This window comes from Metabacillus sp. KUDC1714 (assembly GCF_014217835.1).
In the GTDB taxonomy this organism is placed as follows: domain Bacteria; phylum Bacillota; class Bacilli; order Bacillales; family Bacillaceae; genus Metabacillus; species Metabacillus rhizosphaerae.
Window position 1 is genome coordinate 4542890 of the sequence record NZ_CP055263.1, and the last position, 22029, is coordinate 4564918.

Consider the following 22029-nt stretch of genomic DNA (forward strand, 5'->3'; position numbering starts at 1 on the left):
CGATAGCTGATCATCATTCGATCAGCTATCGTACTTTAAATGACAAGTGATTTTCTTAAGAAAGGAAATGATAGTATGAGTGCCCGTGCTATAAAGCAAAATTTGGGAGGATACTTGTTTATAGGTCCCTTTGTTATTGGATTCCTAGCATTTACGTTTATCCCAATTATAACCTCACTGTATTTATCGTTTACTAGTTATAATATGTTTTCAACTCCATCATGGATAGGGCTGGAAAATTATAAAAAAATGTTTACTGCTGATCCAAGATACTGGCAATCACTTAAAGTTACACTTATTTATGTACTTGCAGGAGTCCCTTTAAGACTCGGATTTGCTCTTTTAGTTGCAATGATTTTAAATACTACGTCTAGAGCAGTAGGCCTATACAGATCATTATTTTATTTACCCTCATTAATAGGAGGTAGTGTGGCAGTTGCGATCATGTGGCGTAATATCTTCGGTGACGAAGGAATTGTTAACATTCTTTTAGGTTTATTAGGAATTCCGGACGTACGCTGGTTTGGTGACCCGACAGCTGCACTGTGGATGCTTATCTTTTTATCTGTTTGGCAATTTGGATCTTCAATGTTAATTTTCTTAGCAGGCTTAAAAAGTATTCCTATGAGCTACTATGAAGCAGCAAGTGTTGATGGAGCTAACTATTGGCAAAAATTCACAAAGATTACATTACCGATGTTAAGTCCAGTTATCTTATTTAATACAATTATGCAAACAATTGCTGCATTTATGACCTTTGTTCCTGCGTTTATCATTTCAAAAGGTACTGGTGGTCCTTTAGATGGTACACTTCTTTATTCGCTTTATCTCTTTATTCAAGGTTTTGAATTCTTTAATATGGGATATGCCTCTGCAATGGCATGGATTATGTTGATTATCGTCGGGATCTTAACCGCAATTATCTTTTTTACATCCAAGTACTGGGTTCACTATGAATCTGAAGGGGGGAAATAACAGATGAAGACAAATGCAAATCTTAAAACAATAACCAATCCTCAAAGAATTAGTGTTCCGCGAATAAAATCTGCAAAGTGGTGGGTTTATCATTTACTCGTTGGGGGCTTTGCATTATTAATGCTTTATCCTGTTATATGGCTCTTAATGAGTTCATTCAAACCTAGTGAAATGATCTTTGTTACAGCTAAGTCCCTTATTCCTGATCCATGGATTTTAGATAACTTTTCCAAAGGATGGGAAGGGATTGGGGGCAACTCATTCGGTGTCTTCATTAAAAATACAGTCGTTCTTGTTATTTTCACAATGATTGGCCAAGTCATTTCCTCCGCATTTATTGCTTTCGGCTTTGCAAGAATGAATTTCTTTGGAAAAGGCTTTTGGTTTGCTATCATGATGGTTACATTGATGCTTCCTTATGAGGTTGTAATGATTCCTCAGTATATTATTTTCTCAAAACTAGGTTGGCTCGATTCAATTAAACCAATTGTTATTCCAGCGTACTTTGGACATCCGTTCTTTATTTTCTTATTGGTACAATTTATCCGTACAATTCCTAGAGAACTAGATGAGGCGGCAACAATTGATGGATGTAACACATTTAAGATTTTTTATAAAATTATCCTACCATTAATTAGACCAGCATTAGCAACTGCTGCTATCTTTTCTTTCTACTGGACATGGGATAATTTGCTCGGACCTGTGCTTTATTTAAACAGTCCTGATAAATACACTGTATCAATGGCATTAAATATGTTTTTAAGTAATGAAACCGTTTCTAACTGGGGTGCAATGTTTGCGATGTCGATCGTTACGTTAATTCCTGTATTTGTTGTCTTCTTCTTATTCCAACGACATGTTGTTGAAGGGATTAGCACAAGCGGTTTAAAAGGTTAAGGGTAAAAAAGGGTGAGAATAAAAGGGATTGATCACACATTCTTCACCCGATTATTCATGATACAGCTTAAGTCATGCCATGTGGTGAACCATGAATAAGAAGAATGAGGAGGATTAGAATGGAAACAACAGGATTTATGGGTGGGTTAAACAGTATTCTGGAATGGATTTCAAGGTTAGCTCTTTTGAATCTTTTATGGATATTCTTTTCACTGCTTGGATTCATTATTTTTGGCTTCTTTCCTGCAACGGCAGCAATGTTTGCTGTCGTTCGTAAATGGGCATTAGGTGAAATGGAAATTCCCGTTTTTAAAACATTCTGGAGTTCATATAAAAAGGAGTTTATAAAAGGCAATATTCTCGGGTCAATTATTATGTTAATGGGTGTTGTATTACTGATTGATTTTCTTTTCCTACAACTAGCTGCACAGTCAATCCAGAATCTTTTATTAGTTCCATTTTACATTATTTCAATTATATTTGTTTGTATGCTATTTTATATTTTTCCTATGTTTGTTCATTATGAGATGAAGACCTTTGATATAATAAAAAATTCATTTTTTGTTATGATTTACAATCCATTTGCTACTCTTTTGATTCTAGTAGGTAGTGTTGGATTATTATTATTACTTTCATACGCTCCCCCTCTACTTATAATCTGTAGTGGTAATGTTTTAGCATTAGCAATCACGAAGCCTGCAAACAACGCCTTCAATAAAATGAATCGAAAGCACCAAACAATATTGAAAAATAGTAAATCGAACGTAATTAGCGAAAGAGGATTTTGATCTTTCGCTTAGTGCTTTTTTGGACTTATCTTTCTAGAAAGGAGCCCATGCTTAACAATCCAAGGGTGTAGACCTATAGGAAATAAATGATTACAATAATACTAGGTTAATAGATATTTTTGCTGATAGTATAATAAAGGATTCCTCTGTTTTTTAAACAATTTTATCTAGTTATTATATTAAAAATAATTCTTTGACCTATTAAACTTTTATGTGTAAGCACTTACATATAAATGAGGGGGATGTATGTGAAAAAAGCTTTGCTTTTAGCCCTAATTTTTGTGTTTTTGTTTACTTTCACTGCATGTAGTTCAGAGAGTAAAACGAAGACAGGTGATGGTGGAGGAAGTGGAGAAGAGAGCATAACATTAAGAGTTGCATGGTGGGGAAGTCAAACTCGGCATGAATATACAACAAAGGTTATCGAAATGTATGAAAAGGAAAATCCAAATGTTAATATCAAAGCAGAATTTGCATACTGGGATGATTATTGGAGAAAGCTTGCTCCAATGGCTGCTGCAAATGAGCTTCCTGATGTTTTTCAAATGGATATGGCGTATTTATCTCAATATGGTGAAATCGGATTGTTAGAAAATTTAACACCATATATAGAGGACGAAACGATTGATGTTTCATCAATTGATGAAAGTGTTTTAACCAGTGGAAAAATAGGTGACAAAATGTACGGTTTTACACTTGGTATTAATGTTTTATCTGTAATTACAAATGATGATATATTGCAGAAGTCTGAAATCAATATCGATGGAAATAGTTGGACTTGGAGTGATATGGAACAAGTTGCACTAGATATTAGGAAAAAAGCAAATGTATACGGATCAAATGGGATGAGTCCACCAGATATTTTTTTCCCTTACTATTTAAGAACAAAAGGTGAAAAATTCTATAAAGAAGATGGAACAGGTCTTGCTTATACTGATGATCAATTATTTGTCGATTATTTCGAAAGACAAGTAAGGCTTATTGATGGACATGCATTTCCAACCCCTGATGAAGGGGCAGCAGTTCGAGGTGTGGAGGATGACTTTATTGTAAAAGGGACTTCTGCGATTACTTGGAATTATTCAAACCAGTATGCAGCTTTTGATCAATTAACAGATGCACCATTAACACTGCATCTACCACCTGAGCATCTTGAAAATAAAGCGTTATTTTTAAAACCAAGTATGCTTTTCTCTGTTCCTAAGAGCTCAAAGCATAAGGATGAAGCCGCTAAATTTATTAACTTCTTCGTAAATAATGTTGCCGCAAATAAATTAATTAAAGGTGAACGCGGTGTACCTGTTTCCACAAAAGTATCTGAAGCTATTAAACCAGAGCTTACAGAGGGTGAATCAAAAATTGTTAAATATGTAGAAGATGCAAAAAAAATAACGAGTGAATATTATCCACCAGATCCAATTGGAAGTGGAGAAGTTATGAAAGCGCTAAAAGATATTTCAGACCAAATTTTATTTAAAAAAATTACGCCTGAAGAAGGTGCAAAAAAATTCAGAGCCCAGGCAGATAATATTTTACAAGGTAAGTAGAGACTTAGGATAGTAGGATTAAGTAATGGGGGGATAATAGTATGCCAAAACTTCAATTTGATGAAGCGGAAATTCGTCAACTAATCGATCTTGTAGTGGAACGTACATTTCAAATGGATTTTAACTGGGATTGGCCTGGTGGTGTTGCTTTTTATGGAGTTGCAGAAGCATATGAAGCAACAGAAAAACAAGAATATATCGATCTATTAAAATCATGGGTGGATGAATGGCTTGAAGATGGATTACCAAAGTTATCAATTAATGGTGTATCGATCGGACATGCACTTATTACACTTTTTAACGTTACAGAAGATGAGAAATATTTAATTGTAATAAAAGATATGGCAGATTACCTTCAAAATGATGCTCCAAGATTTGCTGATGGAGTATTTCAACATACTGTTAACTCAGTGAAGGATGTTTTTCCAGAACAGGCTTGGGTCGATACGATGATGATGGCAGGGCTATTTTTATTACGTGTTGGAAAACTACTAAATCGAGAGGATTATGTTGAAGACGGACTTAAGCAATATCATGGCCATGAAGACTTCCTTCAAGATCCAATGACAAATCTTTATTATCATGGATGGGACAATATTGCCAAAAATCATATGTCATCAATTTACTGGGCTCGTGGAAATGGTTGGGCTGCATTAACAATGGCAAAAGCATTGGAGTTAGTTGAGGTTCAGCATCCGTCTTATATGATCATCGATTGCTCATTAAGAGATCAATTAAGTACACTTGTTAGACTCCAGGCTGAATCAGGTTTATGGCACACCATTGTTGATGACCCAACATCATATCTTGAAGTATCAGGTTCATCAGCCATTGCAGCTGCCATTCTTACTAGAGGTACCCTATATAATAAATACACCCAAAAAGCAATCAGTGGAATATTAAATGAAATTGAAGAAGATGGAAAAGTGTCTAAAGTTTCAGCTGGTACGGCTGTAATGAAGGATGCGGTTGGATATAAAAATGTACCGTATAAACGTATTCAAGGATGGGGTCAAGGGTTAGCACTCGTTTTTTTAGCAGAATTATTAAAGACTAGTAAACTTGTTTACAGGTAATCTGTTAAATTATCAATGATCTGCAAGAAGGAGGAGATTCTAAATGGATTTGAAGAGACAAGCGATCTATTTAGCAGGTGATTCAACTGTGGCAAACTGTCCAAAGCATGAAGCTCCAATGGCTGGATGGGGTCAAGTTTTTCAAACCTTTTTTAATGAAAAAATTATTGTTTTTAACGAAGCTCTTGGTGGAAGAAGCTCAAATAGTTTCATAGAGGAAGGAAGACTCAGGACAATACTAGAACACATTCAGCCAAACGATTACTTATTCATTCAATTCGGACATAATGATCAAAAATTTTATGGGACAGAGCCGTATAGCACATATCAATACTATTTAAGTCAATATATAACTGGTGCTCGTGAAAAAGGAGCACATCCAATCCTGCTTACATCCGTACATCGTCGTAAGTTTGATAAAAATGGAAAACTCGAAAATACATTAGGAGAATATCCTTTAGCCATGATCCAATTAGCTGAAAGGAAGAATGTACCATTAATTGATTTATGGTCAAAAACAAAAAGCCTTTATGAAGCTTTGGGAGAAGAAGAATCACGGAAATTATTTACGATGTTCCTGCCAAATAAACATCCAAACTATCCTGATGGGATTGAGGATAATACCCATTTTTGCGAAGCTGGAGCCTATGAAATAGCAAAGCTCGTCATTGAAGGAATAAAAGAATTAGAATTATCGATTGGATCATATATAACTGACTAATCAAGATTCGTATTTTTCACTAAATAGATTGAGGAGGGCAGACAATATGAGCAATAAACTATACCATGGAGCTGCGTACTATCCCGAATTATGGAATGAAGAAGCAATAGAAAACGATATAAACTTAATGATTGAAGCTGGTATAAATGTTATCAGAATGGGTGAATTTGCTTGGTCAATCATTGAAAAGGAAGAAGGGAAGATTGATGTTAGTTTCTTCAATTCCATGATTAATAAATTGAGTAATCATGGAATTGAAACAATCATGTGTACACCAACACCTACCCCGCCAATTTGGTTAACCCACAATCACCCAGAAAGAATGTATGTTGATGCAGACGGACGGGTGATGGGACACGGTTCTCGTCAGCATGTTTGTACGAATAATGCTTATTTTCGTGAAAGAGCTGCGATTATTACTGAGGAAATTGCAAAGTCAGTTGGAAATCTTCCCGGAGTAATAGGTTGGCAAATCGACAATGAATTTAAATGTCATGTAAGTGAATGTATGTGTACAACATGTAAGACACTTTGGCATGAATGGTTAGAAAAACGCTATGGAACAATTGATGAATTAAATGAAGCATGGGGAACCCATATTTGGAGCCAACATTATCATCAATTTGACCAAGTTCCACAACCTCATCCGGCACCTTTTCTACATAATTCATCGTTAAAGACAATGTATCAGCTATTTTCATATGAAAAAATTGCTGAATTTTCAGATGAACAAGCAGCAATTATCCGTAAACATTCTCAAGCACCGATCACACATAATAGTACAACCTTTTTTCATGTTGATAATGAGCGACTTTACGAAAACCTGGATTTCGCGTCATTTGATACGTATGCAGAACAAAATAATTTTGCTTCCTATTTATTTAACTGTGATTTGTGGCGGAATTTTAAGAAGGGCAAAGATTTTTGGATTATGGAAACCAGCCCATCTTATAGCGCTTCACTAGAAAACTATGCTGTTCCACATCCAAATGGCTATCTTAAAGCAGAGGCTGTTGCGGCTTATGCATTAGGAGCAGAGGCCTTTTGTTATTGGCTTTGGAGACAGCAACGCACTGGATGTGAACAACCACATGGATCTGTTATTAGTGCATGGGGAAAACCTACAGTTGGCTTTGAGAATGTAATGGAAGTAGAGAAGGCAAGAAAAGAAATAGAGTCTGTTATCCTGTCTACAAAACCCATTCAAGCTGAAGTGGCAATTACCTATTCAGATATCGCGAAGGCTTTTATAAAAACAGAGCCACATAAAGGCTTAGATTATCGATCACTTATGATTGATTATTATGAGAAAATTTTATCAATTGGTTACCATCGTGACCTTATTCCTGAACAAGCGAATTTAAATGGGTATAAATTACTGTTCACTCCATTTGTTCACTATTTATCGCCAAATTATATTTCGCAAGCAGAAAAATTTGTTGAGGAAGGAGGAATATGGATTGTTGGACCGCTTTCAGGTGGTAGAACGATAAATCATACGATTCATACAGATGCTGCATTAGGGGAGTTAGATCAACTTGCCGGTGTAGAAACACTATTTACGTATCCTATGGATGGTACTGAATCAATTGGAGAGTTTATGGAAACCAGCGCAACTTTAGGAATATGGAGTTCGGTATTTCAACCAAAAGAAGGAAAGTCAGTAGGCATTATTAAGAATGGACTCTCTGCAGGAAAAGCATTCTTAACAGAAAATAGGCGTGGAAAAGGCAAAATTGTTATGTTAGGATCTTTACCAATAGGTGAGCAAGGAGACTTTTTATTGAAGAAATGTTTCAATCATTATGCTGAAGAAGCTAATGTTACTTTGAAGACAGATGTATCAAAAGGGACAATCGTAGCGCCAAGACAAGGAAATGGATATCTAGTATGGATTATTGTCAATATGGATGGTATGGGCGGAACATTTACTCTCCCATATGATGGAATTGATGAATTATCAAATGAATATATTTCGAATAGGGAATGTGAAATCGAACCATTTCAATATAAGATAATTCGGTTTACAAATGATTGAGTAGAAATAGGAAGTTTATATATGGCTAAGAATGAACCGCAATTACCTATTCGTGATAAAACCAAAATTCGTTTTCTTGAAAAAAGACAAAGCATCTATGCGTAGGGTGCATTGTCTTTTTCAATTTTATGATCCGATATTCAATTAATCGACCGTCATGTTACCAACAACTGCTCGAATTGCATTAAGAGTTTGTCCTTTGAATGAATCTGAAACTGTTTCACCGGACGGGTTTTGATAGTAATAGGCTGCCTTTTCAATATCAAAGCGAAACCCGAGATTTAGTAAGGCATTTTGAAGTTCTTGAGGTAATTCAGTTAGACCAGTTTGTTTAATGTAATATGGAGTAGGATACACTTTTACATCTATATCACCTTTTCCTGTGTAGACGACAAATAAATTTGTATCTTTTTGTAGCAACCATTGATTTTTAGAATATAGAGAAATCCGTGAATCCTCTAGTGATGAAATCCCTGGTAGGTTTATGCCATAGATTAAATTAACGATCCTTATTAATTCTTCGTATGTATGAAGATTATATGTCTTAAGGTATAGGTCCATCACTTCCGCTTTTTTTAATGACATGATGGTTTTATTAGATTCAGTTGAAGGGTTTTTGATATTTAGAGCTTCTCTCAACCCTTCCATAATTTCGTCAGAATAGACTAAGAGTTTTGCTCCTTCACCTTCGTCTGAAATTTTGTTTAAATTTAAACAAAAAACATCGTTGACAGCTTTACGGAATAACATACCAGTAATCGGTATTTCAACTTGCTTGATGTATTGCTTTAAAACATCAATTTTAGACATTCCACTGATAATATGATCAAATTCTCCTGAAGAAGAGGAAACACCAAAACTTTTTCTTATAACAGTCATAATCGGAATTGGATATTTTGAAGTCTCTAATTGAGAAGATATTTTTTTCTTGTCCTTAACAAAAAATACTGCAATTGAAAGAAAAAGGAATGAAATCAAAGCCAAAAGAGGTAGTCTAAGTAGAAAGTGTTTGTTGTTTTTCATTTATTTTCAACCTTTTCTTGTTTTTTTAGATCAAAAGTCATTATTTCATTACTTCTAGTTTATTAAAAAAATGATAAATTTACCATAAAAAAATATTGATACTATATTTCTAACTATCTTTCAAAACTATTATAATAGATGATTATAAAATGTTTTTTATATTGTTCGAAAATATTGAATATTTTTCCCTAACAGCATATAATAAAGTTAAATGTTCACGTGTGCAAAAATTGAATAGTTTAAAATAAGTTAAATAAATGTTTTGATTTTTACAATTATGTTCACGTGTGCAAGAATTTAAAACCTAAAGGGGTTGAATAAGTTGCAAACATTCATGGGAGAAAATTTTTTATTAACAAATGATGTGGCTGTTACTTTATATCACCAATATGCTAAGGACTTATCAATTATTGATTATCACTGTCATTTAAGTCCTCAAGAAATTTATGAAAATAAACAGTTTAAAAATATAACTGAGGCCTGGTTATATGGGGACCATTATAAGTGGAGAGCAATGAGAGCGAATGGAATTGAAGAAAAATTTATCACGGGTAATGCGAGTGATTATGATAAATTCCTAGCATGGGCAAAAACGATACCAATGACTATTGGGAATCCTCTTTATAATTGGACACATCTAGAGCTGCAACGATTTTTCGGTATTTACGACATTTTAAATGAAAAAAGTGCACCGATGATATGGGAAAAGGTAAATCAATTATTGAACAGTGAAGAATTTACCGTAAGAGAGCTTATTAAAAAGTCTGGTGTCGAAGTCATTTGCACTACAGATGACCCTGTTGATTCACTAGAATATCATCAGAAGTTAAATGCAACAGACGATTTCCAAGTTCGTGTTTTACCAAGCTTTAGACCTGATAAAGGCTTAGAAATAAACCGAGATCAATTTGTTGCATGGGTTGAAAGCCTTTCCATGATTTCGAATACAACAATTAACAATTATGATGATTTTTTAACCGCACTAGAATCAAGAGTAGACTTTTTCCATGAACTTGGAGGAAGAGTATCAGATCATGCGATTGACACGATGATGTTTGCTGATGCAGACAAAATTGAAGTTGATAGAATCTTTAAACAAGCTTTAGCGGGTGAAAAGGTAAGTCTTGAGGATGAAAAGAAATATAAGTCTTATACATTAGTATTCTTAGGAAAGAAATATTCTAGCCTAGGCTGGGCGATGCAATTACATATTAACGCTCTACGAAATAATAATAGTAGAATGTTAAGGGAGCTAGGGCCAGATACTGGATATGATGGTATGAATGATGATCTTGTTGCAAAGCCTTTATGCCAATTCCTTGATCGATTGGAAAGTGAGAATGCACTACCAAAAACGATTGTTTATTCACTTAACCCAAGAGATAACAATGTGCTTGCAAGCTTGATTGGTAGCTTCCAAGGTGGAGGAATTCGAGGTAAAATGCAGTTTGGAACTGCATGGTGGTACAATGATCAGAAGGACGGTATGTTAGATCAAATGAAGACGCTTGCGAATATTGGGCTATTTAGTCAATTTATTGGTATGCTTACAGATTCTAGAAGTTTTCTTTCTTATACAAGACATGAATATTTTAGAAGACTTATCTGTCAATTAATTGGGGAATGGGTGGCAAATGGTGAAGTACCGAATGATCCTGACATGCTAGGTGAAATTGTGCAAGGTATTTCATATTACAATGCGAAAGAATACTTTCAATTTAACGGTGTCTTGGAACTAGAAAAAGGATAATATGTTTGGTTAAAGGAATTGAAAGAAGGTATTTAGGTGGCAGTTACAATTAAAGATATTGCTAAGTTAGCAAATGTTTCACATACAACAGTTTCTAGAGCACTTAACAATAGTCCATTAATAAAAGATAAGACAAAACAAAAAATCGTTGAGATAGCAAACCAACTTAACTATTCACCTGATGTGCATGCTCGAAGTCTTGTTCTGCAAAAGTCGTATACAATTGGATTATTTTTAACTAGCTTAGTTAATGGTACATCTTCAAGTTTTCTAGCTGAAACCATCAAAGGTGTCCATACGGTTATTGATGAAAATTATAATTTATTTGTGAGAGGAATCCAGGATTTTCAATCTTTTTCATCTATCACTCGAAAAAGATTTGATGGAATTATCTTGATGAGCCAAAGTGATGTGGATAACGCGTTTATCTATCATGTTTTAGAGCAAAAAATCCCACTTGTGATTTTAAATCGCAAGGTTGAGGATCGATCAATCATCAATATTTTATCTAATGATTGTGAAGGAGCTTATGAAGCCGTTAGTTTGTTCATTAAGAATGGCCATCAGAATATTGCTATTATTGAAGGCACATCAGAATTTCGCTCATCACAAGAACGAAAAGAAGGTTATTTAAATGCTCTGATTGATCATAATGTACCTATTCTTCAGCAGTATATGGTGAAAGGGAATTATGATATGGAAAGCGGCTATGAGGCGATGAAAAAATTATTATCACTAAATAGTCCACCTACTGCGGTGTTTTGTTCAAATGATGATATGGCAATTGGAGCAATGAAAGCAATCAACGAAGCAGGACTTGTCGTACCAACGCAAATGTCCATTATTGGCTTCGATGATATTGGCTTTTCTGAATATACGACACCAGCTCTAACTACAGTTAAAAGACCGATTGAACAAATTAGTATAGTTGGTGCAAAAAAGCTATTAGAATTAATGGATGAAGATGTGGGAGAAGCTGCTCCAATATACTTAACAACTAACTTAGTCAATCGTCAAACTGTCGATGGACCTCGCGTAGTACAATAATTGAAAGGGTCTGAACATAGATGTTGAAATTATGGTTCAGACACTTTCATTATTATTTACAAAAATGTTCACGTGTGCAAAATTTCTTTTCTGAGGAGGCAATAAATTGCAAAATTTAACTAAAGAGTTAGTGGACAATGATCAATTATATCCAGAAAAAGTGCTGCAATTTGGTACTGGCAATTTTCTAAGAGCTTTTACAGATTGGCAAATTCACGAAATGAATAAGCAGAATTTATTTAATGGTTGTGTTGTCGTTGTGCAGTCAACATCGAACGGAACTGTTGATACGATAAACGAACAAGATGGACTATATACCTTATATTTGCAAGGTATTAAAGATCAAAAACCGGTTAGTGAACATGAAGTAATTAGTAGTGTGAGCAGAGGGATAAATTTAGTCAATAATTATGGTGAATATTTAGCAATGGCAAAAAATCCAGAACTACGTTTTATTATCTCAAATACGACTGAGGCTGGTATTACATTTCAAGTGGAGGATCAACTTCATGATCGACCACAAAAAAGCTTTCCCGGTAAGTTAACAGCATTTTTGTATGAAAGGTTTCAAGTTTTTAAAGGTGACCCTTCCAAAGGGTTTATCATTTTTCCATGTGAGTTGATTGAGGAAAATGGAAAGGAATTAAAAAGAATCGTTTTGCAATATGCTCACACTTGGAACTTAGAAACTGAATTTATTGATTGGGTCGTAGATGCGAATACCTTTTGCAATACATTAGTCGATCGAATCGTACCAGGATTTCCTAAGGATACAATTAAAGAAAAAACAGAAGAACTTGGTTATATAGATAAGCTAGTTGTTGTTGGCGAGCAGTTTCACTTGTTTGTTATTGAAGGTCCAGAGTTTGTTAAAGATGAATTTCCAGCTGAAAAAGCAGGATTAAATGTCCATGTAGTCGACGACTTAAGCTCCTACAGATTGAAGAAGGTAAAAATATTGAATGGTGCACATACTTTGATGACACCTGTTGCCTATTTATATGGTTTAAACACAGTAAGTGAAGCAGTTACGACAGACATTATGAAGGAATATGTCGAGGACACAATCTTAAACGAAATTCTTCCGACATTATCCTTTTCCAAAGAAGAGCTTACCCAATTTACGGAGGATGTCTTAAATCGATTTAAAAATCCTTTTATTCATCATTATTTATCAAGTATTGCATTAAATTCCATCTCAAAATTTAAAGCTAGGATCTTACCGACACTACTCGACTTTGTAGATCAGTTTGGAAAGCTGCCAAAAGGTATCGTTTTTTCATTAAGTGCTCTGATCTATTTCTACAAGGGAAAACGTGGAACTGAAGAAATTGACCTAGTTGATGATGAAGTGACATTAACTTTATTTAAAGAATTATGGAGCAACTGTGATGAAAGTGAAATGAAAATTGGAGATCTTGTTTCAAATATTTTGGCTGATGAAAGACTTTGGGGATTAAATTTAAATGAGATACCCAACTTAACCGAATCGGTAACACGAAATGTAGTAACAATTGCTGAATTGGGTATGACTGAGGCTCTTAAACAATTACCACACTTAAAGGGTGAATATAATGAAAGCGTTTATTAAAATAAATGAGCTTGATAATGTTGCGGTTGCTATACGCCATCTAGAAGAAAATGAAAAACTTGAAGTAGATGGCGAAACAATTCAATTAAAAGAGGCTGTTGCTAAAGGACATAAGTTCTCATTGAAGTTCATAAAAACTGGCGAAAATATTCTAAAGTATGGTTTTCCAATCGGTCATGCTACAGATGATATAGATGTTGGTACCTGGGTGCATTCGCATAATACGAAGACAAATTTGTCTGGTGTGGAAGAATATGAATATCATCCTAACATTCAACATATAATCGGACAGCGAAAAAATATGACCTTTAAAGGGTATAAGCGAGACGATGGGCAGGTAGGAATTCGTAATGAGCTTTGGATCGTACCAACGGTAGGATGTGTGAACGGGATTGCAGATCAAATCATCCGAGAATTTAAAGAAAGGGTTGGAGACATTTCTCCCTTCGAACATATACAAGTTCTTAAACACAATTATGGCTGTTCACAGCTTGGTGATGACCATGTGAATACCCGAACGATTTTAGGGAATGCAGTGAAACATCCAAATGCAGGTGGTGTCTTAGTTTTAGGTCTTGGCTGTGAAAATAATGATATTCATGAGTTTAAGGACTCACTAGGTGAATTCAATGAGAATCGAGTTAAGTTTCTCCGTTCACAAGAGGTTTCAAATGAAATTGAAGAGGGTGTAGATCTGCTAGTTGAGATTTACGAGAATGCTAGAGCTGATAAAAGAGTGGATATTCCTTTGTCTGAATTAAAAATCGGTTTAAAATGTGGTGGTTCGGATGGCTTTTCAGGCATTACAGCTAACCCTTTACTTGGAAGACTCTCCGATTATTTAGTTGCACAAGGAGCGACAACTGTATTAACTGAAGTTCCAGAAATGTTTGGTGCAGAGAAAATATTGATGGAAAGAGCGGAAAATGAAGAAGTATTTCATGAAATTGTTGAGTTAATTAATGATTTTAAACGGTATTTTCAAAAACATGATCAGCCTGTTTATGAAAATCCATCACCAGGTAATAAAGCAGGGGGAATTACAACACTTGAAGATAAATCTCTAGGCTGTACTCAAAAAGCGGGAACAGCTCCAATAGTAGATGTTTTAAAATATGGTGAAAGATTACACTCAAAAGGATTGAATCTTCTAAGTGCACCTGGAAATGATTTGGTTGCATCTACCGCATTAGCAGCATCAGGCTGTCAGCTCGTTTTGTTTACTACAGGGAGAGGGACTCCGTTTGGGACATTTGTCCCGACGATGAAAATATCAACGAACACACAAATCTTTGAAACAAAGCGTCATTGGATTGATTTTAATGCTGGGACACTTATTGAAGGTCAATCCTCAGAAGAGCTTTTAGAGGATTTTATTACTTATATTATAAAGGTTGCAAGTGGTGAGCTTTTGAATCACGAAAAGAATAACTTTAGAGAGATTGCTATTTTTAAAACAGGTGTTACGTTATAATTTTAATGAAGGGGCAGAATTATTCTGTCCTTTCAAACATTTGTTAACATAATATATTTATGGTTTATAAGGTGATGAGAGGTTATGCTTTATATAGAAAAAGACCCCCGACATTATAGAATTTCGGGGGTTCAAAAGACTTTATTATTTCCACCATGCATCAAACATAGTAGCAGGTAGTTCACGCTTATGCTGAGAAACGAGATAGCGTTTTTCAATTTTTTCAGCAATTTCTTGATCAACTTGTTTTCCTTCTAAATAGTCATCTAGTTGATCATACGTAATGCCAAGCTCAGTTTCGTCAGCTTGTAGCGGAGTGTTATCAAGTAAATCCGCAGTTGGTGTTTTGAGATATAGTCGTTCTGGTGCATCTAATTCTTGTAATAAGCTTTTACCTTGACGTTTTGTTAATCCAGTGAGGGGTAGAAGGTCTGCTCCACCGTCCCCATATTTTGTGAAAAATCCAGTTACAGCTTCAGCAGCATGGTCAGTGCCAATGACTAATAAGCCTTTTTGTCCGCCAACCGCATATTGTGTAACCATGCGTGCTCGCGCTTTTACATTTCCTTTATTAAAGTCAGTGAGAGGTTCACCTGTTGTATCTTGATAATTTTGGGCAAATGTATCAACAGTACTAGAAATATCAAAAGCGATGCTTTCATCTGGCTGAATAAATGATAATGCTAGCTGTGCATCATCTTCGTCTTTTTGAACCCCATAAGGAAGACGAACAGCTATAAATTTAGCCTCATAGCCTTCATTTCGTAGTTCTTCTACTGCAAGCTGTGCAAGGCGTCCAGATAGGGAAGAGTCTTGGCCACCACTAATTCCAAGTACAAAGCCTTTTGCCCCTGTTTTCTTAACGTAATCTTTTAAAAATGTAATACGAGCTTGAATTTCTTCCTTTGGATTGATTGTTTCTTTTACATGTAATTCACTCATAATTTGCTTTTGTATACTCATTTTTTCATTCCTCCTACCGATATAATGAATGTTCATTAATATATTTGTAACATACTTCAGGTAAAAGATAGCGCGGATCTCCACCTAGGGAAAACTCTTCCCTAATATAGGTAGAGCTAATTTCCATAGCAAGACCTTTATCGATTAAATGAAATGTTTCACCATCATCATGATTTCTTAATATAGGTGAACTGCTAATCGCTTTTAACATGTTTATACCATCTCTTGCCATTACGATAAACTTGTTTTCTTGTACAAGATTACTTGAGTTTCCCCATTTTCCTTTTCCGATATCGATTAATAGATCTGCACCCATAATAAAATATATCGTATCATTTTTATATTTGGTTTTAAAATACGTTAATGTTTCGTAAGTTGAGATGTTCCAAGCATTTTGAGTCATTTCGTAATCATCAGCTATGAATGTATCATTATTTTCGATTGCCAGCTGAAGCATATTCATACGGTGACTGTCGTCTGTTTGCATCTGTTTATCCTTCCGCTTACTAGAACAAGGTAAGAAGATGACCTTATCAAGCTTGCAGCGATGTCGAATTGTATTTGCAGTCCAAAGATGTACATTAGTAATAGGATCAAAGGATGATCCGTAAATCCCGATTTTTCCCATCGTTATCCTCCAAATATTCATAATGAAAACTGGTAGACCAAACAACTAGAACGACTAAGGGTATTATCGTGTCCACCTAATTTAACTGAGTAAGAGGGGACCTATTATGAATTTGAACTACCTGTTATCATTACTGAGACCTTTTGTTTAACCTCTTCAATATTTTTCATTTTGTTTTCCCAACAAGCTTGGCTTAAGTCAACTGGATATTCTTCAGGATGTAATGCACGTTTATATTCATCCCACAATAACTGTAGATTTTCCATTGTATACGTCTGCATTTGTATCAAAGTTGGTGTATCGTATATTAGCTTTCCATCTGTAAAAATTTTCTGGTGAAGTTCTTTTGCTTCAAAGTTCGTAACAAATTTGCTAATGAATGTGTGAATAGGATGAAACATTTTTATCTTTTCTTCCTTTTCAGGTTGTTCATTATGAAGGGTAATATAATCTCCTTCAGATTTATTGTTTAAACGATTAATGATTCTATAGACTTTCTTTAAACCAGGGGTTGAAACCTTTTCTGGGTTGCCGCTAATTTTGATTGTATCAATCATTTCTCCATCTTCATCTTCAATTGACACTAGTTTATAGACCGCACCTAATGCTGGTTGGTCAAAAGCAGTGATAAGTTTAGTTCCAATTCCCCAAATATCAATTTTTGCGCCTTGAGATTTTAGGTTCATAATTGTTTCTTCATCCAAATCATTAGATGCAACTATTTTTGTATCATGAAACCCTGCTTGATCAAGCATTTTTCTTGCTTCCTTGGATAAGTAAGCTAAATCTCCGCTATCAAGACGAATTCCTTTAAATGAAATTTTGTCGCCTAATTCCTTTGCAACTTTAATTGCATTTGGTACACCAGATTTTAAAGTATCGTAAGTATCAACAAGAAAAACGCAATCCTTATGACGACGTGCATATTTATGAAAGGCAATATATTCATCTTTATAAGCTTGTATGAAAGAATGTGCGTGGGTCCCAGATACAGGAATTCCAAACAATTTTCCTGCTCTAACATTTGAAGTGGCATCAAATCCACCTATAAATGCAGCTCTCGTTCCCCAGATCGCAGCGTCCAATTCATGGGCACGTCTCGTTCCGAATTCCATCACTGTATCATCACCAGCAACGTGTTTAATTCGAGCTGCTTTTGTCGCAATTAAAGTTTGGTAATTTACAATGTTTAGGATAGCAGTTTCAATTAATTGCGCCTCTGCTAAAGGAGCTTCGATTCGAACAATTGGTTCATTCCCAAATACCATCTCACCTTCAACAACTGAGTAAACATTACCAGTGAAGCGAAGATCCCTCAAATATGTCAAATAGTCATCCTCGTACTTTAATTCATCACGTAAATAGGCAATATCAGATTCGCTGAAGTGAAAATCTTCTAGATATTGAATAATTCTTTCAAGTCCTGCAAAAACGGCATAGCCATTACCAAAGGGAAGCTTACGAAAATATACTTCAAATACAGCCTTTCGATTGTGGATATTATCTTCCCAATAAGATTCAGTCATATTTATTTGATAAAGATCTGTGTGAAGAGCTAAACTATCATCACTAAAGTTGTTATTCATCGTCATATCCTCCAGTAAAAAGATCTATTTTCATGTAATGATCATTGTATTCCTAGATAACTGTAGCATTAATACATGCTTTAAAGTGATCTAAAGCCCAGTTATGACCTTGTGCGTTAAAGCTTGCTACTGCTTTTTTGTGGACTATAATGTTAAATCCTTTGTTAAAAGCGTCAATTGCTGTATGCAATACACAAATATCTGTGCAAACACCCACTAGATGAAGGTCTGTAATTCCGCGTTCCCTAAGTTTAAGCTCAAGATCTGTGCCTGCAAAAGCACTGTACCTTGTTTTATCCATCCAATATACATGTTCCTTCTGTTTATGTGTTTGATAGACATTTTCTAATTCACCAAAAAGGTTTCGACCGTTCGTTCCTATTATGTTGTGCGGAGGGAATAACTTTGTCTCTGGATGGTAGGCGTCTTTTTCATTATGCATATCAATCGCAAAAACGACAAAATCACCATTTTCTATAAAATCATTTGTTATTTGAACAATATCTTTTTCAATTTCTTGACCTGGCTTTCCGCATGTTAATGCACCATGATCTGCAACAAAATCAATTGTGTAGTCAATATTAATTAATGCTTTTTTCATTTAATTTTCCTCCTGAAAAATATAGTATTTCTACAAGCATTTTCAATTAATATCTTGCTGAATAAATCGGTCTTACGATGTTCATTTCATCTGCAAATCGATAAAGTTGAGTGGGGGTTTTTGATGTTCGTTGCGTTTTTTGTCCAGAAACTTCCTCAATAAAAGGAAGAGTCTTAATTTTTCTTGAAAATGCTTGATCACTTGTAATAGCTGGATCATTTGTAACAGTTTTTAAAACAGCTTGTAATTCAGAATACGTGAAATGATCTTGTAAAAAGCTTTTTGCTACTGGTGTTTGTAATAAATCATGTTTAATCACAGCTATTGCGGCTTCTATAATTTCGCGATGATCAAACGCCAAGTCAAGCTGCAGCACTTCATCAACCGAAAATAATCTTACATCTGCGGCATCATCATTTGCTTTACGTTTCGAAAGCTCATGCTCGGGAACAATAGCATAATGTGCATTTGAGATAATCCAACCACGAGGGTCTCTGCCGGGTTTGTCGTAAACACCAAAATGTTTAATGTGAATGCTATTTACACTTGTTTCTTCTTCAAGCTCTCTTTTTGCAGCTTCATAAGCAGATTCATCTGGCTGAACAAAACCACCAGGTAATGCCCATTTACTAGCTTCAATGTTAGGTTGGCCCTCAGCATTTAATTGAGCTCTTTTAATAAGCATCAACATTAAAGTCATATGAGGCGGCTTAAATTCCCCGATCTTAGTAGAGAGAATGGTGAAAACTGCAATATCAGAAGTGTACCCATCTGGTGTGCGAAATTGTTTATGATCATAGTGTTCTAATGCTTCCTTATTAGACATGGTACTGCACTCCTATTATCATTCTTATTTTAATTAACAAGGTGTTAATTGTTAATTGTATTATATGTTAAGTTCTGAACATTGTCTACAACTTTTGATGAAAATAGGGAAAAAGTTACAGGGGATGGATGAATTGGAAAGATAAGAAAGAAAAAGAGGAGTGAATGAAACAGGTAAGTGAGAGGCAGTCTTATTAGTTTGTTATAAAAAGCGATTAAATATGAGTTAATAAAAAAACCAGTAGCTCATAGCAGAGATACTGGTTACCCACAAGATTAAGGATTAGTCGACCAGAGGCCAGCTGACTTAATAAAAATGCGAGGATGTAATTTTAATTGAGCAACGATGAATTCTGCTAAATCTTCTGGTTGCATGACTTTTTCAGGATTGCCATCTGTTAAATTTTCCTTATAAGCTAATTCTGTTGCTACTGTACTTGGTGTTAAGGCAGTTACACGAATATTATGCTTACGAACTTCAAGTGCTAATGATTCTGTTAATCCAAGAACTCCAAACTTAGAAGCACTGTATGCACTTGTAACAGGTGCACCTTTTTGACCAGCTGTTGAGGAGATCATAATGATGTCACCACCATTTTTATCAATTAGCTGTGGAAGAACTGCACGAGTTACATAATAAACACCCATTAAGTTTGTATCAATGATTTGTTTCCATTCATCTGGTTCAAGTTCAAGAAATTTCCCAAATTTCCCAGTTCCAGCATTATTGATGAGAATATCAACTGTGCCAAGTGTACTATTAATAGTTGCAACAGCTTGATCTACTTGTTCTATCGAGGAGACATCTGCAGTTGCATAGGCTACTTTCACACCATAGGCTTCAATTTCTTTAGCAACATTCATTAAATCTTTTTCAGTCCGAGCAATAAGTCCAACATTCACACCTTCTTGTGCTAATGCAAGTGCTGTAGAGCGTCCAATGCCTTTTCCAGCTCCTGTTACAAGCGCAACTTTTCCTTGTAATGATTGTGCCATTTTATTCGGGCTCCCTTCAGTATGTAAGATACGGTTCTATCTTACATACTTCGTAAAATATATGTCAAAGATCTTGATTTATCAGTAAGGGTTTATAGTCACCATTTCTCGCTTTTAAATGGCTAGAAGGATCAAATTTTTGGACGGATCGAAAGTCGAAATTTGGTTTTCCTTTTGTCTAATTTCAGCACCAGATGTTTTTAAATTGTTAATAGCCAAATTTCGAGCTTCTTCATTTGGGAACTTTACAGTAAATGTTTTTAAGCCAACCTCATTTTCTGATGGGGCACTAGCCCCCGCGCTATTCCATGTATTTAAGCCAATATGATGATGATAACCTCCTGTAGAAATAAATAACGCTTGAAGACCATATCGATTTACTGCATAAAAGCCAAGTGCCTGATAAAACTCTTCAGATTCTTTAATAGAAGAAACTTGTAAATGAATATGCCCCATAATTGTTTCAGGTGGTAAGCTGACAAATGATTCGGTGTCTCTTTGTGCTAATAAATCTTCTGCATTTAGAGGATTAGTAGCCATCTCGATTGTACCATCATATTTTTTCCAAGTTTCTTCTGGACGATCGGCATAGATCTCGATCCCATTTCCATCTGGATCAGCTAAATAGATGGCTTCACTGACAAGATGATCTGAGGCACCTTGAAGTGGATAACGAGTCTCAAGTAAATGATAAAGTGTATTAGCTAACTGTGGGCGATTTGGTAGAAGGAGAGCAATATGATATAACCCGGTGTTTCTTCCTGTATTAGCAATGGCGTTGTCGATCTCTTCAAGAACAACTAAAGTATTCACACCATCAGCAGTAAGACTTGCCAATTTCTCTGATCTACTTAGAATTTGTAAGCCAATAATATCAGTGTAAAATTGGACTGACTTTGTTAAGTTGCTAATTTTAAGATGTACTTCACTAACAAATGTATTAGGTTGACCATGAAAGCTCATAAAAGTTACCTCCAAATAGAATATTTTACTTACTTTTTGATAGTAAGTATATAATTGTAAAATGGTTACGTCAAGTATTTATATAATAATGAAAAAGAAAGAATGAAGACATGTGTTACTGTACAATCATATATAGATGTCAAAAAACAGAATTGAAAATCAAAATGTAAGGAATGTTTAATTTGTTACACATTTTTTTCTTATTGAAACGGGGTGCGTTACTATAAGAAATAGTGGAGAAGTATTAATTTTTTATCAGCAATCGGTTTCCCTTCTTTAGAAATTAGAAATAGTACTTATGGGGTAATTTGGATGAATGCGTTAAGATTATAAAGAGGCAAAAGAGATTTATGTAAAGCTTAGATTCTTCGCAATTATTGATTCTATTCAAAAGATGTTTTTTGTTTTTCTAAGTTACATGTAATTAACCCCATTTATTACTAACATATAGGCAATAAAGGAATAAAAATAACTAAAATTCCTCCAAACCAATTAATCAGCGTTCCAATCAGTATTCCAAATTGGCTCCCATTAATCCAG

The 22029-nt window shown here is 34.9% G+C and carries 19 protein-coding genes; 11 read left to right on the forward strand and 8 right to left on the reverse strand.

Features of this window, described 5'->3' with window-relative positions; all coding sequences use genetic code 11:
• Positions 1–75 precede the first annotated feature (75 nt).
• From HUW50_RS20865 to HUW50_RS20895, 7 genes are all read left to right on the forward strand, one after another.
• Positions 76–975 (forward strand): carbohydrate ABC transporter permease, encoded by a 900-nt coding sequence (locus HUW50_RS20865; RefSeq protein WP_157094536.1) that lies wholly within the window; start codon positions 76–78, stop codon positions 973–975.
• A gap of 3 nt (positions 976–978) precedes the next feature.
• Complete coding sequence (locus tag HUW50_RS20870) at positions 979–1872, forward strand: carbohydrate ABC transporter permease (RefSeq protein ID WP_083964827.1); 894 nt, start codon at positions 979–981, stop codon at positions 1870–1872.
• A 119-nt stretch (positions 1873–1991) separates the two neighbouring features.
• On the forward strand, positions 1992–2660 hold the full coding sequence (locus tag HUW50_RS20875; protein ID WP_185653199.1) for a YesL family protein: 669 nt from the start codon (positions 1992–1994) through the stop codon (positions 2658–2660).
• Positions 2661–2908: 248 nt separating this feature from the next.
• Positions 2909–4207, forward strand: coding sequence for an ABC transporter substrate-binding protein (locus tag HUW50_RS20880; protein WP_396652551.1), 1299 nt, complete (start codon positions 2909–2911; stop codon positions 4205–4207).
• Between the two features lie 41 nt (positions 4208–4248).
• Positions 4249–5283 carry a glycoside hydrolase family 88/105 protein gene (locus HUW50_RS20885; RefSeq protein ID WP_066340468.1) on the forward strand — a complete coding sequence of 345 codons (1035 nt, stop codon included), beginning with the start codon at positions 4249–4251 and terminating at the stop codon, positions 5281–5283.
• Between the two features lie 43 nt (positions 5284–5326).
• Positions 5327–6004: a rhamnogalacturonan acetylesterase gene (locus HUW50_RS20890; protein ID WP_066340471.1), complete on the forward strand. Its 678-nt coding sequence runs from the start codon at positions 5327–5329 to the stop codon at positions 6002–6004.
• A gap of 46 nt (positions 6005–6050) precedes the next feature.
• Complete coding sequence (locus tag HUW50_RS20895) at positions 6051–8042, forward strand: beta-galactosidase (protein WP_066340474.1); 1992 nt, start codon at positions 6051–6053, stop codon at positions 8040–8042.
• 144 nt (positions 8043–8186) lie between these two features.
• Here the strand turns inward: HUW50_RS20895 and HUW50_RS20900 are convergent, their stop codons facing one another.
• The gene (locus HUW50_RS20900; protein WP_066340476.1) at positions 8187–9065 is read right to left on the reverse strand and encodes a hypothetical protein; all 879 of its coding nucleotides are present in this window, start codon (positions 9063–9065) and stop codon (positions 8187–8189) included.
• 322 nt (positions 9066–9387) lie between these two features.
• Here HUW50_RS20900 and uxaC point away from each other — a divergent pair, with 322 nt between their 5' ends.
• The 4 genes from uxaC to HUW50_RS20920 all read left to right on the forward strand — a co-directional run bounded on the left by uxaC (position 9388) and on the right by HUW50_RS20920 (position 14927).
• Positions 9388–10815 (forward strand): glucuronate isomerase, encoded by a 1428-nt coding sequence (gene uxaC, locus HUW50_RS20905; RefSeq protein WP_066340478.1) that lies wholly within the window; start codon positions 9388–9390, stop codon positions 10813–10815.
• 36 nt (positions 10816–10851) lie between these two features.
• A complete protein-coding gene (locus tag HUW50_RS20910) occupies positions 10852–11862 on the forward strand; it encodes a LacI family DNA-binding transcriptional regulator (RefSeq protein WP_185653200.1) in 1011 nt (336 codons plus the stop codon).
• A 106-nt stretch (positions 11863–11968) separates the two neighbouring features.
• Positions 11969–13453: a tagaturonate reductase gene (locus HUW50_RS20915; RefSeq protein ID WP_066340487.1), complete on the forward strand. Its 1485-nt coding sequence runs from the start codon at positions 11969–11971 to the stop codon at positions 13451–13453.
• Positions 13437–14927: a UxaA family hydrolase gene (locus HUW50_RS20920; protein WP_066340489.1), complete on the forward strand. Its 1491-nt coding sequence runs from the start codon at positions 13437–13439 to the stop codon at positions 14925–14927. Before HUW50_RS20915 ends, HUW50_RS20920 begins: the two co-directional genes overlap by 17 nt.
• A gap of 144 nt (positions 14928–15071) precedes the next feature.
• On the opposite strand, the gene nadE is transcribed toward HUW50_RS20920, so the two are convergent.
• The 7 genes from nadE to HUW50_RS20955 form a co-directional block, all read right to left on the reverse strand.
• The gene (nadE, locus tag HUW50_RS20925) at positions 15072–15890 is read right to left on the reverse strand and encodes an NAD(+) synthase (protein WP_066340496.1); all 819 of its coding nucleotides are present in this window, start codon (positions 15888–15890) and stop codon (positions 15072–15074) included.
• Between the two features lie 13 nt (positions 15891–15903).
• The gene (gene nadD, locus HUW50_RS20930; RefSeq protein ID WP_066340498.1) at positions 15904–16518 is read right to left on the reverse strand and encodes a nicotinate (nicotinamide) nucleotide adenylyltransferase; all 615 of its coding nucleotides are present in this window, start codon (positions 16516–16518) and stop codon (positions 15904–15906) included.
• A gap of 104 nt (positions 16519–16622) precedes the next feature.
• A complete protein-coding gene (locus tag HUW50_RS20935) occupies positions 16623–18104 on the reverse strand; it encodes a nicotinate phosphoribosyltransferase (protein ID WP_066340502.1) in 1482 nt (493 codons plus the stop codon).
• A 52-nt stretch (positions 18105–18156) separates the two neighbouring features.
• Complete coding sequence (locus HUW50_RS20940) at positions 18157–18705, reverse strand: cysteine hydrolase family protein (protein ID WP_066340506.1); 549 nt, start codon at positions 18703–18705, stop codon at positions 18157–18159.
• A 46-nt stretch (positions 18706–18751) separates the two neighbouring features.
• The gene (locus HUW50_RS20945; protein WP_066340511.1) at positions 18752–19531 is read right to left on the reverse strand and encodes an NUDIX hydrolase; all 780 of its coding nucleotides are present in this window, start codon (positions 19529–19531) and stop codon (positions 18752–18754) included.
• Between the two features lie 275 nt (positions 19532–19806).
• Entirely contained in the window at positions 19807–20526 is a 720-nt protein-coding gene (locus tag HUW50_RS20950) for a 3-ketoacyl-ACP reductase (protein WP_066340514.1), read from the reverse strand.
• Positions 20527–20640: 114 nt separating this feature from the next.
• Positions 20641–21489: a VOC family protein gene (locus HUW50_RS20955; RefSeq protein WP_066340517.1), complete on the reverse strand. Its 849-nt coding sequence runs from the start codon at positions 21487–21489 to the stop codon at positions 20641–20643.
• Positions 21490–22029: the final 540 nt, after the last annotated feature.

What these genes read in the sequence shown, in the direction of transcription:
- HUW50_RS20950 (WP_066340514.1), bottom strand. Translation starts at nt 20,526, where the DNA reads ATGGCACAATCATTACAAGGAAAAGTTGCGCTTGTAACAGGAGCTGGA.
- HUW50_RS20920 (WP_066340489.1), top strand. Translation starts at nt 13,437, where the DNA reads ATGAAAGCGTTTATTAAAATAAATGAGCTTGATAATGTTGCGGTTGCT.
- HUW50_RS20945 (WP_066340511.1), bottom strand. Translation starts at nt 19,531, where the DNA reads ATGTCTAATAAGGAAGCATTAGAACACTATGATCATAAACAATTTCGC.
- nadD (WP_066340498.1), bottom strand. Translation starts at nt 16,518, where the DNA reads ATGGGAAAAATCGGGATTTACGGATCATCCTTTGATCCTATTACTAAT.
- HUW50_RS20940 (WP_066340506.1), bottom strand. Translation starts at nt 18,705, where the DNA reads ATGAAAAAAGCATTAATTAATATTGACTACACAATTGATTTTGTTGCA.
- HUW50_RS20895 (WP_066340474.1), top strand. Translation starts at nt 6,051, where the DNA reads ATGAGCAATAAACTATACCATGGAGCTGCGTACTATCCCGAATTATGG.
- HUW50_RS20955 (WP_066340517.1), bottom strand. Translation starts at nt 21,489, where the DNA reads ATGAGCTTTCATGGTCAACCTAATACATTTGTTAGTGAAGTACATCTT.
- nadE (WP_066340496.1), bottom strand. Translation starts at nt 15,890, where the DNA reads ATGAGTATACAAAAGCAAATTATGAGTGAATTACATGTAAAAGAAACA.
- HUW50_RS20885 (WP_066340468.1), top strand. Translation starts at nt 4,249, where the DNA reads ATGCCAAAACTTCAATTTGATGAAGCGGAAATTCGTCAACTAATCGAT.
- HUW50_RS20865 (WP_157094536.1), top strand. Translation starts at nt 76, where the DNA reads ATGAGTGCCCGTGCTATAAAGCAAAATTTGGGAGGATACTTGTTTATA.
- HUW50_RS20875 (WP_185653199.1), top strand. Translation starts at nt 1,992, where the DNA reads ATGGAAACAACAGGATTTATGGGTGGGTTAAACAGTATTCTGGAATGG.
- HUW50_RS20900 (WP_066340476.1), bottom strand. Translation starts at nt 9,065, where the DNA reads ATGAAAAACAACAAACACTTTCTACTTAGACTACCTCTTTTGGCTTTG.
- HUW50_RS20870 (WP_083964827.1), top strand. Translation starts at nt 979, where the DNA reads ATGAAGACAAATGCAAATCTTAAAACAATAACCAATCCTCAAAGAATT.
- HUW50_RS20935 (WP_066340502.1), bottom strand. Translation starts at nt 18,104, where the DNA reads ATGAATAACAACTTTAGTGATGATAGTTTAGCTCTTCACACAGATCTT.
- HUW50_RS20890 (WP_066340471.1), top strand. Translation starts at nt 5,327, where the DNA reads ATGGATTTGAAGAGACAAGCGATCTATTTAGCAGGTGATTCAACTGTG.